At 67.4% G+C, this 15390-nt stretch carries 13 protein-coding genes and 1 tRNA gene; 10 read left to right on the forward strand and 4 right to left on the reverse strand.

Annotated features, from left to right (window positions below; genetic code table 11):
- Positions 1-1309, reverse strand: a 1309-nt coding sequence (locus tag VF992_01665) for a hypothetical protein (GenBank protein HEX9339867.1), incomplete at its 3' end; no start/stop codon positions are given.
- Positions 1310-1564: 255 nt separating this feature from the next.
- Here VF992_01665 and VF992_01670 point away from each other — a divergent pair.
- Together VF992_01670 and VF992_01675 are read left to right on the forward strand one after the other, a co-directional pair.
- Positions 1565-6217 carry a Pls/PosA family non-ribosomal peptide synthetase gene (locus tag VF992_01670; protein ID HEX9339868.1) on the forward strand — a complete coding sequence of 1551 codons (4653 nt, stop codon included), beginning with the start codon at positions 1565-1567 and terminating at the stop codon, positions 6215-6217.
- A gap of 26 nt (positions 6218-6243) precedes the next feature.
- The gene (locus VF992_01675) at positions 6244-6627 is read left to right on the forward strand and encodes a hypothetical protein (GenBank protein HEX9339869.1); all 384 of its coding nucleotides are present in this window, start codon (positions 6244-6246) and stop codon (positions 6625-6627) included.
- Here VF992_01675 and VF992_01680 read toward each other — a convergent pair.
- Together VF992_01680 and VF992_01685 are read right to left on the reverse strand one after the other, a co-directional pair.
- Entirely contained in the window at positions 6624-7286 is a 663-nt protein-coding gene (locus tag VF992_01680) for a hypothetical protein (GenBank protein HEX9339870.1), read from the reverse strand. The two genes, VF992_01675 and VF992_01680, sit on opposite strands and share 4 nt — an antisense overlap.
- A 133-nt stretch (positions 7287-7419) precedes the next feature.
- Entirely contained in the window at positions 7420-8436 is a 1017-nt protein-coding gene (locus VF992_01685; GenBank protein HEX9339871.1) for a hypothetical protein, read from the reverse strand.
- Between the two features lie 1060 nt (positions 8437-9496).
- Here VF992_01685 and VF992_01690 point away from each other — a divergent pair.
- On the forward strand, positions 9497-9868 hold the full coding sequence (locus VF992_01690; GenBank protein HEX9339872.1) for a winged helix-turn-helix domain-containing protein: 372 nt from the start codon (positions 9497-9499) through the stop codon (positions 9866-9868).
- A 162-nt stretch (positions 9869-10030) separates the two neighbouring features.
- Here VF992_01690 and VF992_01695 read toward each other — a convergent pair whose 3' ends face one another.
- The gene (locus VF992_01695; GenBank protein ID HEX9339873.1) at positions 10031-10207 is read right to left on the reverse strand and encodes a hypothetical protein; all 177 of its coding nucleotides are present in this window, start codon (positions 10205-10207) and stop codon (positions 10031-10033) included.
- Between the two features lie 447 nt (positions 10208-10654).
- On the opposite strand from VF992_01695, the gene VF992_01700 reads away from it, so the two are divergent.
- From VF992_01700 to VF992_01730, 7 genes are all read left to right on the forward strand, one after another.
- Positions 10655-10766: transfer RNA gene (locus VF992_01700), tRNA-Met, on the forward strand.
- 61 nt (positions 10767-10827) lie between these two features.
- The gene (locus VF992_01705; GenBank protein ID HEX9339874.1) at positions 10828-11307 is read left to right on the forward strand and encodes a zinc ribbon domain-containing protein; all 480 of its coding nucleotides are present in this window, start codon (positions 10828-10830) and stop codon (positions 11305-11307) included.
- A 161-nt stretch (positions 11308-11468) separates the two neighbouring features.
- Entirely contained in the window at positions 11469-11744 is a 276-nt protein-coding gene (locus VF992_01710) for a twin-arginine translocation signal domain-containing protein (GenBank protein HEX9339875.1), read from the forward strand.
- Between the two features lie 6 nt (positions 11745-11750).
- Positions 11751-13166 (forward strand): DUF4331 domain-containing protein, encoded by a 1416-nt coding sequence (locus VF992_01715; GenBank protein ID HEX9339876.1) that lies wholly within the window; start codon positions 11751-11753, stop codon positions 13164-13166.
- Between the two features lie 245 nt (positions 13167-13411).
- Positions 13412-13786, forward strand: a complete 375-nt coding sequence (locus tag VF992_01720; protein ID HEX9339877.1) for a hypothetical protein — start codon at positions 13412-13414, stop codon at positions 13784-13786.
- 204 nt (positions 13787-13990) lie between these two features.
- The gene (locus VF992_01725) at positions 13991-14803 is read left to right on the forward strand and encodes a helix-turn-helix domain-containing protein (protein HEX9339878.1); all 813 of its coding nucleotides are present in this window, start codon (positions 13991-13993) and stop codon (positions 14801-14803) included.
- 130 nt (positions 14804-14933) lie between these two features.
- Positions 14934-15341: a CHRD domain-containing protein gene (locus VF992_01730; protein HEX9339879.1), complete on the forward strand. Its 408-nt coding sequence runs from the start codon at positions 14934-14936 to the stop codon at positions 15339-15341.
- The last annotated feature ends 49 nt before the right edge of the window (positions 15342-15390 follow it).

Below are 15390 nucleotides of genomic sequence, written 5' to 3' on the forward strand. Positions count from 1 at the left end.
CCGTGATCTCGAGCGCCTTCCGCACCTCGATCACGCCGTCGGAGTTGAGGTCCGCGCGGCCGTACACGTAGATGCGGCCGTCGACTTCCTCCGCGAAGCCGTTCGAGTTCGCGTCCGTGCGGGCGAACGAGAGCTCGAGTCCGTGGGCCAGCTCATCGTAGCCATCCATGTTGCGGTCGAGCGCCTCGTACGCGCTCACACCGACGGATGCGCTCTCGTTGTGGCCGTCGCTGTCCGCGTCGCGCGTGCTCGCGGCGAGGTCGAGCGCCCCGCGGTACTCCGCGGTGCCGTCGTCGCCGATGTCGTACGTCTGGAAGACGTGGATTTCGAGGTCCACGGCGTCCTGCGTGCCGTCGCTCGCGGCGTCCGTCATGCAGAAATCTCCGGAGACCGTGCGCACGAACTCCGCGTTGCCCGACTCGTTCCGGTCGAAGCGCTGCTCGCCCGCGAACGTCGCCATGAGGCTCTCCGGCTTCTGGTCCTCGTCCGCGTCCTTCACGCTCAAGGTCCACAGCGCCTGCGCCGTGTACTCGTATACGCCGTTCTCGTCCGGATCGGCGAACGCCTCGACGCCTTGTCGGCCCTCGATCGCGTTGAACTTCCCGTTCGAGTCGTTGTCCCACACTTGGAAGTCCCGGGCGACCATCAGGCCCGCCTCGGCCCTCCCGTCGTGGTCCTCATCGAGGACGCACGTGCCGAGCATGCGGACGTGGACGTACTCCGGGTTTCCATCGTGGTTCCCGTCGGTCGCGGTGATCTCTCGGGTCCACGAGCAGCCATCGTCCCCTGCCTTCGGGGCGACGAACTGCTCGAGGTCCGGCGCGCCGCGCACGGCGTCCGCGTCGTGCGGCACCACGCCGAAACCGAGGGAGTCGAGCGAATCGTTGTTCAAGTCGTCCCGCGTCTCGTTCAGTTCACGGAGTGCGGGCACGTCTGTCCCGACGGGGTCCGGGTTCCGTTCCGACTCGCTGGCCGGCGCGGCCGTCGAATCGGCGGGCGCGCCGGAAGGTTCCGTCGACGCGACGTACGCGGCGGGCGGAGCCGGCGTCGCAGCCGGAGCGGTCGAGGCCGACAGGATCCCGCGGCCTTGGCTCGCATCCTCCGCGCCGAGCGCGGTGAGGGTTGCGCCGCTATTCGAGGGCCGATAGCCCAGGAGGCGCAGGTACGTTCCGTCGCGCGCGAGGCCACCGCCCAGACTCGGGAGGACGACGGCGCTCACCGCGACCACTCCAAGCGCAGCCGCCAGCACGACGAGGAGGGCGCGTGGCGGGCGTTTCGAGACGCAATAAGCTTGCATCGGGATTGCCACCTTTACCGATGCGTACGCGGGCGGGATGGCTTATCAAGGCCCGGAAGAGTCTTCCCGATGGCTTCATATAGGGCCGAGCGGCCCACCTCGCCGTCCGTCCCGCCGAACGAAGTTATCAGGAGTGATTTCGTCGACCGAGGGGGGAGGAACCGTTCGACGGGCGTCACACAAAGGTTATGAAGGCCGGCCCCGCCAAGATTCTGAACCGCATCCGAGGATCACGACGAGCGGGCGGTTTGGTTCGTGTGAGGAGCGATGCAGCCCAAGCCCACGCCCTATCGAAGCGGACTCGCGCTCTCCCTACTCGCGGTCGTCTTCGCCGCGTCTTTGCTCGCCCCGATGGTCGCGGCGCCGACGGCCGCCCTTCCGCGCTTCGGCGTCGCGGTCAGCCCGAACCAGGAGCTCGATTGCGGCACCGCAGCGAACGTCACGATCCGTGTCGACGACGGCCGTCCGAACCTCGAGTACACGGTCCAGGTTACGGTCGAGAAACCCGGCGGGGCCGGGATGGCGGTCGCCACCGCCGTGATTCCGGCCGACAGTCGGGGCAGCGGAGACGTGTCCCTCGCGTACCCGAGTGTCGCGTTCCTCCCGGCGAGCGGGACCGTCGCGACGGACACGGGAGGCGTGTACACGGTCGTCGTGCGGCAGACCGTGCCGACGGACCTCGGCACGGTGGCCACGGGGACGTTCACGGTCGCCTGCCTCACGGCGGCCGGCCCGTCCCGTGGAAACCCGTTCGTCGCGATCCCCAACGGCTCTCTCGCCGTAATCGTCGTCGTCCTCGTCGGGCTCCTCGCCGGTGCCGTCGGGGTGCGGCGATCCCTCGTCCTGCTCCACGCATCGCGCGCCGACGTCCTGCACGGCATCTTCGAGCGGCAGGTCGATGCGAACCCGAACGCGGTGGCGGTCGTCTTCGGCACGGATCAGCTGACGTACGCGGACCTGGAGGCCCGCGCGAATCGGTTCGCTCGGCACCTCCGCGGGAAAGGCGCCGGGCACGCGTCCATCGTCGCGCTCCTGCTCCCGCGGTCCCTGGACGCGTACGTCGCGATCCTCGGGACCCTGAAGGCGGGCGCGGCGTACGTCCCGATCGATCCCTCGTACCCGGCGGACCGCGTCGCGTACATCCTCCGCGATTCGGACGCGAAGGTGCTCGTGACGACGGAGGAACTCGGGCGCCACGTGCCGTTCGGCGGTCCGATCGTCCGCATCGACGCGGACCGCGATTCGATCGCGGCGGAGCGCCCGACCCGCGTCGCGCGCGAGGCCCGGGTGGGCCCACGGGACCTGTGCTACATCATCTACACGTCGGGGTCGACGGGCCGGCCGAAAGGCGTGATGGTCGAACATCGGAACGTCTGCCATCTCGTCGGCGCGGAAGCGCGCATCTACCGGGTCCGGCCGGACGACCGCGTGTACCAGGGCGCCTCCCTCTCCTTCGACCTGTCCGTCGAGGAGATGTGGCTCGCGTTCAACGTCGGCGCGATGCTCGTCGCCGCGACGCCCGAGATGGTCCGCGCCGGGCCGGACCTCCCGGAACTCCTCGCCCGCGCCGGCGTGACGATCTTCTCGACGGTCCCGTCGCTCCTCTCCGTCCTCCCGTCCGACGTGCCGACGGTGCGCCTCCTGATTTCGGGCGGCGAGGCGTTCCCGCTGGAACTCGTCGGCCGCTGGGCGCGGCCCGGCCGGAAGGTCATCAACACGTACGGCCCGACGGAGACCACGGTCATCGCGACGTACGCGGAACTGGCTCCCGGCAAAAAGGTCACGATCGGGAAGCCCGCACCGGGATACCGCGTCCACCTCCTTGACGAGCAGCTGCATGCGGTCCCGCACAGCGAGGTCGGGGAGATTTGCATCGGAGGTCCCGGCGTCGCCCGTGGGTACGTTGGACTGCCGGAGCAGACCGCAGCGCGTTTCGTTTCCGATCCGTTCGCGCCGCCGGACGAGCCGGACGCCCGGCTCTACCGGACCGGGGACCTCGGTCGACTCGATGAGAACGACGACATCGAGTTCCTCGGCCGCGGCGACGCGCAGGTCAAGCTCCGCGGTTTCCGCGTCGAGCTGCCCGAGATCGAAGCGGTGATGATGCAGGCGGACGGCGTCCAGGCGGCGGCGTGCGCGGTCCTCGAGGACGGTCCGGGTCGGCAGCAACTCGTCGGGTACGTGGTCCCGAACAACGGAGGTCCGGTGGACGAGGAGCGGCTCCTCTCCCACCTGCGGAGCCGGCTGCCCGCTTACATGGTCCCCGCGTTGATCGAACCGATCGCTAAGCTTCCCATCCTCCCGAGCGGGAAGTTGGACCGTCGCGCCCTGCCGGCGCCGCGCGGGCGAGAAGGCGTCCGCGAGGCGAAAGGACGGCGTACTCGGAACGCGACGGAGCGGCGGGTCAAGGAGGTCTGGGAGGGCCTCTTCCATCTCCAGGACGTGTCGTTGGACGACGACTTCTTCCTCGACCTCGGCGGCCACTCGCTCTTGGCCGCGCAGATGGTCTCCGAGCTTCGGAAGGACGCGCGGTTCGCGCGCGTCTCTGTCGGCGACGTGTACGAGCACCCGACGATCGCGAAGCTCTCGGCCGCCCTGGCAGCCGAGGAGCCAGGCCCGAAACGGGTGCGCCCGGCCGCGTCGCCGCACCCCGCGCGGGAGGGGCACCGCCAGGGGGAGCGCCGACGGCACATCGGCGCCGCGATCGTCCAAGGGCTCAGCCTCATCCCCATTTTCGCGACCCGGTGCATCGCATGGGTTACGCCGTACATCGTCTTCTTCTACTTCTTCGAGGCCGGCAGCTCGCTGCTCGTCTCCACCGCGTGGGCGATCGTCAGCATCGCCTTGACGTTCCCTGCGCTGCTCGGGATCGCGGTCGCAACGAAGTGGATCGTGCTCGGCCGCGTGCGCCCGGGCAGCTACCCGCTCTGGGGCTCGTACTACTTGCGTTGGTGGTTCACCCACTCGATCGTCGGCGCGTTGCCGCTCCGGCGACTCACCGGCACGCCGCTCCTGGCGGCCGTCTACCGGTTGCTCGGGGCGAAGATCGGGAAAGACGTCTTCCTCGGGACGGACCGACTCGGCGCGTACGATCTCATCTCGATCGGCGACGGTTCGAGCATCAATGAACTCGTGAGCGCCGAAGGCCACTCCATCGAGGACGGGGAGCTCGTGATCGGGCCCGTCACCGTGGGCCGCGACTGTTTCGTCGGCACGTGGTCCGTCCTCGGCGAGGGCGCCGTGATGGAGGACGGCGCGCGGCTCGAGGAACTGTCGATGATGCCCCGCGCGGCGCGGGTCCCGCGCGGCGAGACGTGGGGCGGCTCCCCCGCGAGGAAGATGCGGGGACCGCACGCGCCGGTCGCCCCGCCGCCCCGCCCGAGCCGGGCCCGCCGGGCCGGCCTGTCCACGCTGTACGCCGTGCTCAACCCTCTCTTCCGGGTCGTGCTCTTCTTCGCAGTGCTGCCCTCGATGCTCCTGCTGGCGCCCGACCGGCTCCTGATCGACCCGATCCCGTACCTCCTCGCGACGCCGGTCGCTGCCGGATTGTTCCTCGCGCTTGCTCTGACGCTCATGGTCTTCGTGAAGTGGGCGCTCCTGGGCCGGGTCCGGCCCGGGAAGTACTCCGTGTACAGCGGATTCGCCGTGCGGCATTGGTTCGTCGACCAATTGCTCAAACAGAGCCTCGAGTTCGTCGGCCAGATCTACGCGACCCTGTACGTCGGGACGTGGTACCGCGCGCTCGGGGCGAAGATCGGCAAGAACGTCGAGCTGTCGACGGCGGCCGCGATGACGCCCGACCTCCTCGAACTCGAGGACGGCAGCACGATCGCCGACGAGAGTTCGCTCGGCGCGCCTCGCGTCGAAGGCGGGTGGGTCACGCTCGGACACACGCGGCTCGGCCGTCGCTGTTTCATTGGCAACAGTGGCGTCGTCCCGTCGGGGGCGAACCTCGGGGACGACTCCCTCGTCGGGGTCCTGTCGATCGCTCCCTCCGAAGGGCCTGAGGCCGAGCGGCCCGGCGCCGCGTGGCTCGGCTCGCCTCCGATTTCCCTGCCGCGGCGGCAGCCGAGCACCCCGTTCACGGACCACCGGACGTACAGTCCGCCGCGGCGGCTCCGGTTCGCCCGCGGCCTCTTTGAGATCCTTCGACTCACCGGGCCGTCCGCGGGGTTCTTCCTCGTCGCATCGTTCGTCACCGCATTCGCACTCGAGGGCTTCGTCCGCCTCGGACTTCTCCTGACGCTCGCCCTCCTGCCCGCGCTCTACCTGGTCACGTGCCTTGTCGCGATCTTCGCGGTCGCCCTCGCGAAGTGGATCGCGATCGGGCGGTACAAACCGTTCGTCCGGCCGCTGTGGAGCAACCTCGTCTGGAGGCTCGAGTTTGTGAACGCGATGTACGAGTTCTTCGCGGTGCCAATCGGCCTCGAGGCCTTCGCGGGGACCCCGTTCCTGCCGGCGTACCTCCGTCTGCTCGGTGCGCGCATCGGACGGCGCGTGTTCCTCGACACGACGGGATTCCTCGAATGGGATCTCGTGGAGATCGGCGACGGAGCGGCGCTCGAGGAGGATTGCATCGTGCAAACGCACCTGTTCGAAGACCGCGTCCTGAAAGCGTCCCGCCTCCGGATCGGGAACGGCTGCACCGTCGGGGCGGCGTCCGTCGTCTTGTACGACTCGTTCATGGAGGACGGCTCGCGACTCGACGCGCTCTCCCTCGTGATGAAGGGCGAGACGCTTCCCGCCGCCACGGCGTGGGCCGGGATCCCGGCGGCGTGGCAGGGACCTGCGCAGGCCCCGATCGAAGCGGAGGAGGTCGAGGAAGCGCTCCTGGCGGCGGACCCAGAGGGCGGCGCGGTCGCCGCCGCGGCCGACGGAGGCGAACGGTCCGCGCGGGCCGCCGGAGGACGCATTAAGTAGCGGCCTCATCATCGGCGCGCCGCTCCATGCCCTCCCGGCCGTACAAGGACCTCGTCATCTACGGATGCTTCGTCCTCAACCGGCTCGTGGCGGACATGGGGATCGACTTGTACCAGGACGGCCTCGAGATGAAACTGGACGTCGTGCTGCCCCGGCAGGAAGGCCTCTCGAAGGAGCAGGTGAAGCGGGAGATCAAGTCGAACCATTTCATGACGGACCGGGTGATCGAGGCGCTGCAGAAGGAGGGCCACGTCACCGTGGAGGTCGTCGACGGGCGGTACCGGATCCGCATCACGCGGGACGGAGTGCTCCACATCCGCCGCTACAACGAGTTCTACCGGAAGATCTACGACGAGCAGATCCGGGACCACTATCGCTTCACGAGAGCGCCGTTCTGGCTCCGCGACTAGGCTTGGTGGGCCCCGCCCTCGGGGGGCTGCGCGAGCGTCTGTTCCGCTTCGGATCGCGGCCTCAGGGCATGCCGACCCTGGTAAACGCCGATGACCTCGATCGCTCCTTCGGCGAGGTGGACCTCCGTCGCCTGGAACGGATACGCGGCCAGCATGCCCGCGAGGAACTTTTCCCCGACCGCGGACGTCCCGAGCGTCAGGTCCGTCTCCACGCGGACGCGGATCCTCGAGGGGCCTTCGTCTTCGCTCGTCACCCGCCGCACGTCGATCACCCGCTCCGCGACGAGCGGCATGAGCTTCTCGGCCCCGATCTGCAAATCCTCAATCGTCGGATACTTCACTCGGAGGACGTCGCCCAGCTGCTTCCCGCCCTGGAACCACTCGCGCTCGAGCCATTCCGGGTCCGTCGCGTAGAGTCGATCGACCATCTTCCCGATGAGGGACCGGGGGAGGAGCGGCATTCCGCCGACGTCTTTCGACAGCCGCATCGTCTTCCATGCCGGCAAGATCTCCGCCGGGGTACCGCCTTCGGAGCACAAGCGGAGGGCGGCCTCCAGGAGTTCGGTCCCGAACGCGTACGCGGTCTTACCGTGGCGGGAGGCCTCGGCCGTGAGGCTCTCGGCGGTCCACGACTCGACTTCGATAGGCTTCTTGGCCATTCGGGGTAGCTCCGCTCGATTCTCAAATGTGATATTCTCATTCTCGGTAATATCCCCACCGATTCAGGGCGGTGCGGTTGGAGCACATTCGGACGGGTCGAATCACGAAGTCTCAGCCGTGCGCACCGAGACCTCAGGCGAGGGAAGGCCGGCCGGCCGTGAGCATCGCGGGCTCGACGACGACGGGGATGAAGTCGTATGTGCCGTCCTCGCGCTCCACCGCGAGCTCGATGGAACAGGCGAACGTAGCGCCACGGATCCGCACGCGTGCGGCCTCTCTGGTCAAGAATTCATATACGTCGCTCGTGACGCTCTCGTCTTTCTTCGCGCGCCAGAGGACGAGGATCCGAGCGGGAGGAATTCGGGTCGAGACGGCCACGTCTTCGACGGCGACCTTCAGGGACTGCAGGTCCGCGAGCGCCGGCGGGCGATCGAACGCTTTCATGAACACCGCGAAGCCCGGCTGCCCGACGTTCAGGATGCGCCAGATGGAGGAGGGCGGCTGTCGGATGTACGCATCGAACGAGTACGTGAGGCCGGTCTTCCCAGTGAGCAAGGCGGGGACGGCCACGGAACCGGGGATTGCCAAGATGCCGCGGACGTCGGCGCTCGTCGCCCCTAGGTAGGCGAGGATGCGCTGAACCGCGTCCTTCCCCTCCGGGACGTACACGACGGGATCGGCCTGGCGCACGCGCTGGATGACGCGATGCCGCAGCGCGAAGTAGTCGAAGAACGAGCGGAGGTCCCGCATCAACTCCAGGATGAGGAAGCCGAGGATGAACAGGGCGACGAGGACGATCCCGAGGAACAGGAGGCCGCCCATCGAGACGACCTGCAGCGCGCCGAAGATCCCCGCGAACACCAGGAGGGCGAGCCTCCCGTTCCGGCCGGAGACGCGGCGCATCCCCAGGAGGATCGCGGTGATCGGGATGAACAGGAGGAACGTGACCCCTGGGAAGCCGGTGAGGGCGGAGATCACGATGATCAGGAAGAAGTCGAGGAGGAGCCAGAGGGACACGAACACGCGGACATAGCGGAGCGTCTTGCGGATCGTCGGCGTCTCGCGGTCGACGGACTCCGCGAGGTCGAAGATTGCCGCGATCGGGTCCTCGACGGCACGCGCGTCCCGCTTCCCGTATTCAGGGTCCACGCCGGAACGACGATTCTCGGCCTATTTAATGGGCTCGGGAAGATTCGCGCGGTTCGACGTACGGCCACGGGACCCGCGGGAGATTCGGTGGGATTTCGGAGAGATTTCGGGAAACGGGCATGACGGATGCGATCCACGTGGAATCCAGGAGGTGACTACCTGAAAGCTACGAAGGTTGTGGCGCTCGGCGCGATCGTTGCGCTCCTGGCCACGATGGTCTTCGCGTCAGCGGCTCTCGCAACGAGACAATCGACGAGCGCGACGCCGGAGGTCCCCGCCGGGAATACCCCACAGCCGAACGGCAATGGCGGCGGAGGCGGAGGTGTCAATTGCAACACCTCGACGTCGGCGTGCCCCGAGGTCCCGTCTGGTGCCAGGCCGCAGCCGAACCCATAGCCGGGTTCTTCCCATGCGGCTGACACCGCTCCTTTCCCTTTTTTCTTCTTTTGCCCATGCCCCTCTCTGCGAGCGCTCCGCGGGAGGCGGGAATCTCGGGTCGATGTGGGAAGCTTCTCGGACAGTGCTTATCATGCCTCACAACACGGAAGGGAGGTCGAGGTAAACCGAAATGCGCGGATGGCAGATTGCGGTCCTCGCGGCCGTGGCCGTTGTGGGCCTCGTATTGGCCTCGATTCCACTTGGGGCGGGCCCGGCCCGGGGGACGGCACCCGCGGATTCGTCCGGGGTGCCTAGGGCGATCATGTGCCCGATGGAATCCGCGGACGGGCGACCGATCCGTGCGCCGCCGGTAATCCGATGCTCACCGGATCCGTGGACGTGCTCGTCCCGGGGCGACGTTGTATGCCCCGTCGATGACGAGGTCGAGGCCGCCGGGACGGCGTAGTCTGTCCGTTCCGGGGCCCGCGCGCGCCCGCCACCCGCGGCTCGTTCGACCAACGTCCAATGACCCTTAAGTGCGATCGCCCGCTCGGCCGGAGTAGGGACCCATTCTCGAGGGAATACGTTTGCATGGCTTTTCTCGTATAGTGTGCCCCATCCCGCGGCGAGGGAGCCTTGTGCCGCGCGGTCGTCGTCTCCGGGACCGCGAGCCCACGGGGTGATGGGAATCTCTGCAGCGCGGACGGACGGAGTCCAGATTGTCGTCCTGCTGAGCCGGTCCCTGACTTCTTCTCCGAGACATCGCATGTGGACGTACCTGTTCCTCGGGACGAAAGGCGGCCGGACGCGGTTCGAGATCGTCCGGGCGCTGTGGGACGGTCCGCGGAACACGAACCAGGTCGCCGGCGATCTCGCGATGCATTACAAGACCGTCCAGCACCACCTGCGGCTCCTTGAGGCGCGCGGGGTCGTCGTGACGTCCCCTCGAGGGGCGTACGGCGCCCTGTTCTTCCTCGCGCCCGATCTGCGACGCGATGGCTCCTTCCTGCGGGAAGTGGGCGACCGGCTCGGCGCGCCGCTCTCCCTCCGGTGAGCCGGCGGATTTCCGTTCTCCACCGCCGCGCGAGCTTCTTTGATGGTCTCCGGTTCGGTCGTTGCAGTTCCGAGCAGCCTCTATGGCGCCCTTGGTGTCCGCGGGATTCGGAGGCCCACCGCCGATGGTAGGATGACGTCGGTCCCTTTGGTCCGGGACCGCCTAATGCGGGGCCGGTGGCGTTCGCTTCGCGAGGAAAAAGAGGAACGCTGCGAGGATGACGAGGACGGCGGAGAGCGCGTAGATCCCCGCGGCCCAATCGTGGGCCTGATTCGAAGAGAGTCCCCCCGCCACGATCGCAGCGATGATCGCGAGGACGACGAAGACGATCGCTCCCATGGCGATCGCGGGATTGCCTAGCCCCATGAAAATCGTCTGCGCGAGAGGGGACTGCGACCACAACGGAGCGGGCTGGGGCGATGGGGGTGCGCTGCCGCCCTGGGCCCGCGACCGCCACGCGGTCGGGGCGGCAACCGCTGGCGCGGCGGAAATTGCCGGGCTGGCCAAAAGCATCGGCGCACCGCATTTGACGCAGAACTTGTCTCTCTCTCCTGCGAAGGCACCGCAGTTTGGGCAATACATCTTCCCCTCTCCAGCCGCGTAACCGACCCGGGTCTCATGTATTTTTCCGTGACTGACTTCTGGGCCCCGCGTTGGATAGCGCCAGCCCGCTGATCCATGTGACTTCCGTTCAACGGCAGCCTGCAGTCCTCCGCGAGATCCACAAGACGAACAACGCCGCCAGGAGCCCGCATCCTTTATGCTTCGCTGGGTCTTCGGCGCGCCGTCGGGGTGGCTCAGCCTGGTGGAGCGTCGGACTCATAGGGTTTCGCCGTTCCGTCGACCGCGGCGCTCCTGAGGCATCCGGAGGTCCGGGGTTCGAATCCCCGCCCCGACACTCGTCATCGGTTTCCCTGGAAACTTTGATGGGAGGATCGGCCTTCGATGGGGCTGGGAACATGGCGGGGGGAACGGGTCCAGTGCCCCCGGGCGCCACGTTGTTCGGGCTGTCGGGCCCGCGGTTGCGACGGCTCGGCGTCGCGCTCTTGGCGGTCGGATTGGCTCTCTTCTTCCTGGCGATCTTGCCTGTACTGCTCGCCATCAACCAATTCGCCTCGGATCCGTGGGGGACCGCTCCTGGCGTCGTCTTGGGTTCGTTCTTCTTATCGTTCGTCCTTTCTGGAATTGGCATGGTCCTGATGGGCATTGGCGGATATGCCCTCCGGTTCGGACTCGTCCGGCCGGTGACGACGTACGTCGCCACCGAGGCGAGTCCCGGCATCGAAACCGCCGTGACCGCGATCGGACAGGGGTTGCGGCAGGCCGGTTTTGGTCCAAGCCCAACGGGCAGCAACGCAATCCGTGTGAAGTGCCGCAACTGCGGATACCTGGAGACGGAAGACGCGGATTTCTGCAGCAAGTGCGGTCAGCGGCTCTGATTCTTCGAGGGCCGTCGCCGCGATCGATGGTCGCTTCATCGACCCCGCGTACATCTGTAACACCCGATGTTACACACGACAAAATACCGATCGCGCGGTCCGCCCCCACGTAGGCGCGGGGGACGGGTTCCTCCTCCGCGCCAGGAACGGAGGGGATCACCATGGAAGACGACGAGAAGGGAATGTCTCGACGCAGTTTCGTGAAGAAGAGCGCCGTGGGGGCGGCAGGCGTTGCGGCGGTGGCGGCCATGCCGACGCTCCTGACGATGACGGAGAACGCGCAAGCGGGCCTTCCCTCGGGGGACCCGACCGCGCCGCTCATGGCCTATGTGAGGGACGCGTCCTCGGGGACCGTCGTCGTGATGTGGGGCACGAAGGAGTTCGTCGCGAAGGACACGGCGCTCGTCTCGCGCCTCGCGACGTACACGAGGGGGTGAGGGGCGATGTCCTCTCACCGCGAAGCGCCGACGATTTCGAAGGATCCCGTCGCGGACAATACGGACCTGTATGCGTTCGTCGACCCCTCCGATCCTTCGAAGGTGACGATCCTCGCGAACTTCATCCCGCTCGAGGAGCCCGCCGGGGGCCCGAACTTTTTCCAGTTCGGGGACGACGTCCTCTATGAGATCCTGGCGGATAACGACGGCGACGGCGTCGAGGACGTCACGTACCAGTTCCGGTTCAAGACCCTGACGACGAACCCGGATACGTTCCTGTACAACACGGGGCCGATCGACTCCCTCACGGACGCGGATTGGAACGTCCGCCAGCTGTATTCCGTGACGAAAGTCCTTGGGCCGCGACGGACCGGGACCGCCTCGCTGCTCGGCTCGGACCTGCCGACGCCGCCCGTGCGGATCGGGCCGCGGTCCACGCCGAATTACGAGGGCCTCGCGAGCGCCGCCATCCGGGACCTCGGCGGAGGCGTGAAGACGTTCGCCGGTCAGCGGGGCGAGGGGTTCTACGTCGACCTCGGCTCGGTCTTCGACCTCGGCGCCCTCCGGCCGTTCCAAAACCTCCATCTCATCCCGACCCCGGCCGCGCCCGGCGTGAACGGCACGAAAGGGTTCAACGTCCACACGATCGCGGTCCAAGTCCCGAAGACGGACCTCACGCGCGGCGGATTCAACCCGACGGATCCCGCGGACGCGCGATCCGTCATCGGCGTGTGGTCCGCCGCGAGCCGGCGGAAGGCGAGCGTCCGGGAGAGGAACGGCCAGATCGTGCAGACGGGCCCGTGGGTGCAGGTGTCCCGGCTCGGGGAACCGCTGATCAACGAGGTCGTCATCGAGCTGGGCGAGAAGGACCTGTGGAACAGCCTGGCGCCCTCCACGGACGCCCAATTCCTCGACGACTACGCGCATCCGCAGCTCCAGGCGCTCTTGCCGGTCCTCTATCCGGGCGTCTTCCCGAACCTCGCGGCGCTCTCGGCGTCGGGCGCCTCGCGCGCCGACCTGATCGCGATCCTGCTGACGGGGATCCCGCCGGGCGTGATCCCAGGGTTCCAGAACTCGAACGGGCCCGCCCAGGCCGATGAGCTGCGCCTGAACCTCGCGTTCGCACCGAGCTACGACGCGACCGCGTCGGGCATCAACCCGCCCGGGGACAGCGCGAAACGTTTCGGGCTCCTCGGAGGCGACCTCGACGGCTTCCCGAACGGACGTCGGGTGTTCGACAACATCACGGCGGTCGAGTTGCGGGCGATCGCGGGCGTCACGTACCCTCTGATCGACAAGGCCTTCACCCCGGACGGTGCAGCGGCCTTGCTGATGGACGGGACGAAGGAGGACCTGCCGTTCCTCGCCTCGTTCCCCTATCTCGCGACGCCGTACGAGGGGTACGAGCATTCTCACGATTGAGAGTACGGACCCGACACACCGGCGTCGTGCGGCGCGCCGGATTCCCCTCTTTCGGGGGGTACCGTCGGGGATTGTCTCCTTATAAGGGACCTCTTGAAGGTACCGCCTAAAGCGAGGGGGTCTTCAAGCGATTGTCAGGGCCCGCGCCACGTCACGCTTATCACCCAAGACCGGCCGTTCGAAAACTGTCCCAATAGCGATAAGCCCCCCGATTCGTCGATGGCAGTCAAGGAGGTGAAAGCACCATGGAAGCGACCCGCACGCGGTCAGCCACCGGGTTCGGCCAATCGTGGCGCGAACTCGCGCGCGCTCCGACGTACCAAGTGCCTGTTGTGCTTGGTTCGATCGTGGCGCTGCTCGTGGGCATCCTGACCTATGTCTTCGCCGCGGCCAACGCAGGCGCGATCGTGCCGGCGACGACGGAGATGGCCTACCTCGTCATCTTCGGCCTCGTGGGCATGATCGGCTACGGCGTGGCGAAGCACAACGTGCAGAACGGCTCCATCGTGGCCGCCATCGCCGGACTGGCGCTGGTGGTCCTCGTGGCGACGCAGGTGGGCCTGTTTGCAGGCCTGCTCCTCCTCGCCGGAGCCGTCTGGAGCCTCGCGTCCACTCGATAGGGACGCGGAGCTGAGCCGCAACCTCCAACCCTTTTTCTTTTCTTTCTCCCCACGTCTTCGCCGTGCCGGACGAGCGCATTTTCCTTCCGTCGTTGAAACAGTTCGTGCGACACTCGTCGGGCGCTCAGATAGGGACGACTCGCGACACTGTAACAGCCGTCGTTACACCGTAGTTAATAGACGCTCGACCGGATACCATCGCCGATGAGGATCTCGGACGCGACGGATGCGCTCCAACAGGTTGGGCTGAGCCGCTACGAGGCCCTCGTGTTCGTGAACCTGGCGCGCGCGGGCGCGACGACCGCGGGCGAGGTTGCACGGGCGAGCGGCGTGAACCGGGTGCAGACGTACCGGGCGCTGGAGAGCCTCGAGTCGCGCGGGCTCGTCGAGGTCACGCTCGACCGCCCCCGGCGATACGCGGCCCGGGCCATCAACGACGTCTTCGAGATGATCGCGGAAGAGAAGCGGGCCGAGCTCGAGAGGCTCGACGCGGTCCGGAAGGGCATCGCAGAAGCCTGGCCCCGAATCTCCGGCCGGGCCGGCGAGACCCCCTCCGTGCGGCTGCAGGTGATCAAGGGCCGCACGCAAATCTACCGCACCTTGCGACAGCTGATCGGCTCGGCGAAACGAGAGGTCCTCGCCTTCACGACCGCGAAGGGCTTGCAGCGCTCGTACCGGGCGGGAATCAACGATGCTCTCGTGGAGGCGATGCGGCGCGGCGCGAAGCCGCGGCTCATCGCGGACATCGATGAAGGCAACGTCGCCCTGATGGCGCGCGTCGCGGCGCGCGTGCCCCTGCGCCACCTGGAGCGCCAGCGGGGGCGGTTCATCCTGCTGGACCGCGATTCGATGTTCGCCTTCCTGATCCAGGACGAGCGGACGATCCGCGGGGAGGCCGAGACCGCCCTATGGACGAACAGCCCGGACTTCGTCAAGGCGCACCTCGATATCTTCGAGAAGGCGTGGGTGACGGCCGAGGGGGCCCGGACGCGCTTGAAGGCCTTGCGCCGAAAATGAATGGTCGTCGTTATCAGTTTCCGAAACCTGTGGGAGTTGGGGAAAAGTTAACGCTCCCGAATGCTTTGCCACGTGAAGGAGGAGGAAGATGAAGTCTCATGCGATTTTGGCTGCGTTGCTGATAAGCGTCATGGTTGCGGGCTGGGTGTCCGCGGCCGGTGGCGGCGCTCCGAGGACCACAACCCTGAGCGGGGCGGAGGAGACGGGCTCTGCGGATCCCGATGGCACCGGATTTGCGATGGTCACCCTGAACGTGGGCCTGGATCGCGTGTGCTGGTCGGTATCTTGGGCGGAGATCGCCACCCCGACCGCGTATCACATCCACCACGCCCCCGCGGGGGTCGCGGGAGGCGTCGTGCTCCCGTTCACGGTCGAAGGATCCTTCGTTCCGACCGGCTGCAGGATCGGGTTGGACGACCCTGCGTTGCTCCAGGACATCATCGACTTCCCGGATCAGTACTATGTGAACGTCCACAACGCCGATTTCCCTGCCGGAGCGATTCGGGGCCAGCTGAGCGTCCCGGGGCTGTCGGACTAGGTACCGCTCGCGAGGGCCCGAGCGTCTCTACCCGTGCCGGCCTACAAAA

Source organism: Thermoplasmata archaeon (genome assembly GCA_036395115.1).
GTDB lineage: Archaea > Thermoplasmatota > Thermoplasmata > RBG-16-68-12 > RBG-16-68-12 > RBG-16-68-12.

Bases quoted from the DNA above. Each gene is read 5' to 3' on its own strand.
- VF992_01670 (HEX9339868.1), top strand. From the start codon at position 1,565: ATGCAGCCCAAGCCCACGCCCTATCGAAGCGGACTCGCGCTCTCCCTA.
- VF992_01715 (HEX9339876.1), top strand. From the start codon at position 11,751: ATGTCCTCTCACCGCGAAGCGCCGACGATTTCGAAGGATCCCGTCGCG.
- VF992_01705 (HEX9339874.1), top strand. From the start codon at position 10,828: ATGGCGGGGGGAACGGGTCCAGTGCCCCCGGGCGCCACGTTGTTCGGG.
- VF992_01720 (HEX9339877.1), top strand. From the start codon at position 13,412: ATGGAAGCGACCCGCACGCGGTCAGCCACCGGGTTCGGCCAATCGTGG.
- VF992_01690 (HEX9339872.1), top strand. From the start codon at position 9,497: ATGGGAATCTCTGCAGCGCGGACGGACGGAGTCCAGATTGTCGTCCTG.
- VF992_01695 (HEX9339873.1), bottom strand. From the start codon at position 10,207: ATGGGAGCGATCGTCTTCGTCGTCCTCGCGATCATCGCTGCGATCGTG.
- VF992_01680 (HEX9339870.1), bottom strand. From the start codon at position 7,286: ATGGCCAAGAAGCCTATCGAAGTCGAGTCGTGGACCGCCGAGAGCCTC.
- VF992_01725 (HEX9339878.1), top strand. From the start codon at position 13,991: ATGAGGATCTCGGACGCGACGGATGCGCTCCAACAGGTTGGGCTGAGC.
- VF992_01730 (HEX9339879.1), top strand. From the start codon at position 14,934: ATGGTTGCGGGCTGGGTGTCCGCGGCCGGTGGCGGCGCTCCGAGGACC.
- VF992_01675 (HEX9339869.1), top strand. From the start codon at position 6,244: ATGCCCTCCCGGCCGTACAAGGACCTCGTCATCTACGGATGCTTCGTC.
- VF992_01710 (HEX9339875.1), top strand. From the start codon at position 11,469: ATGGAAGACGACGAGAAGGGAATGTCTCGACGCAGTTTCGTGAAGAAG.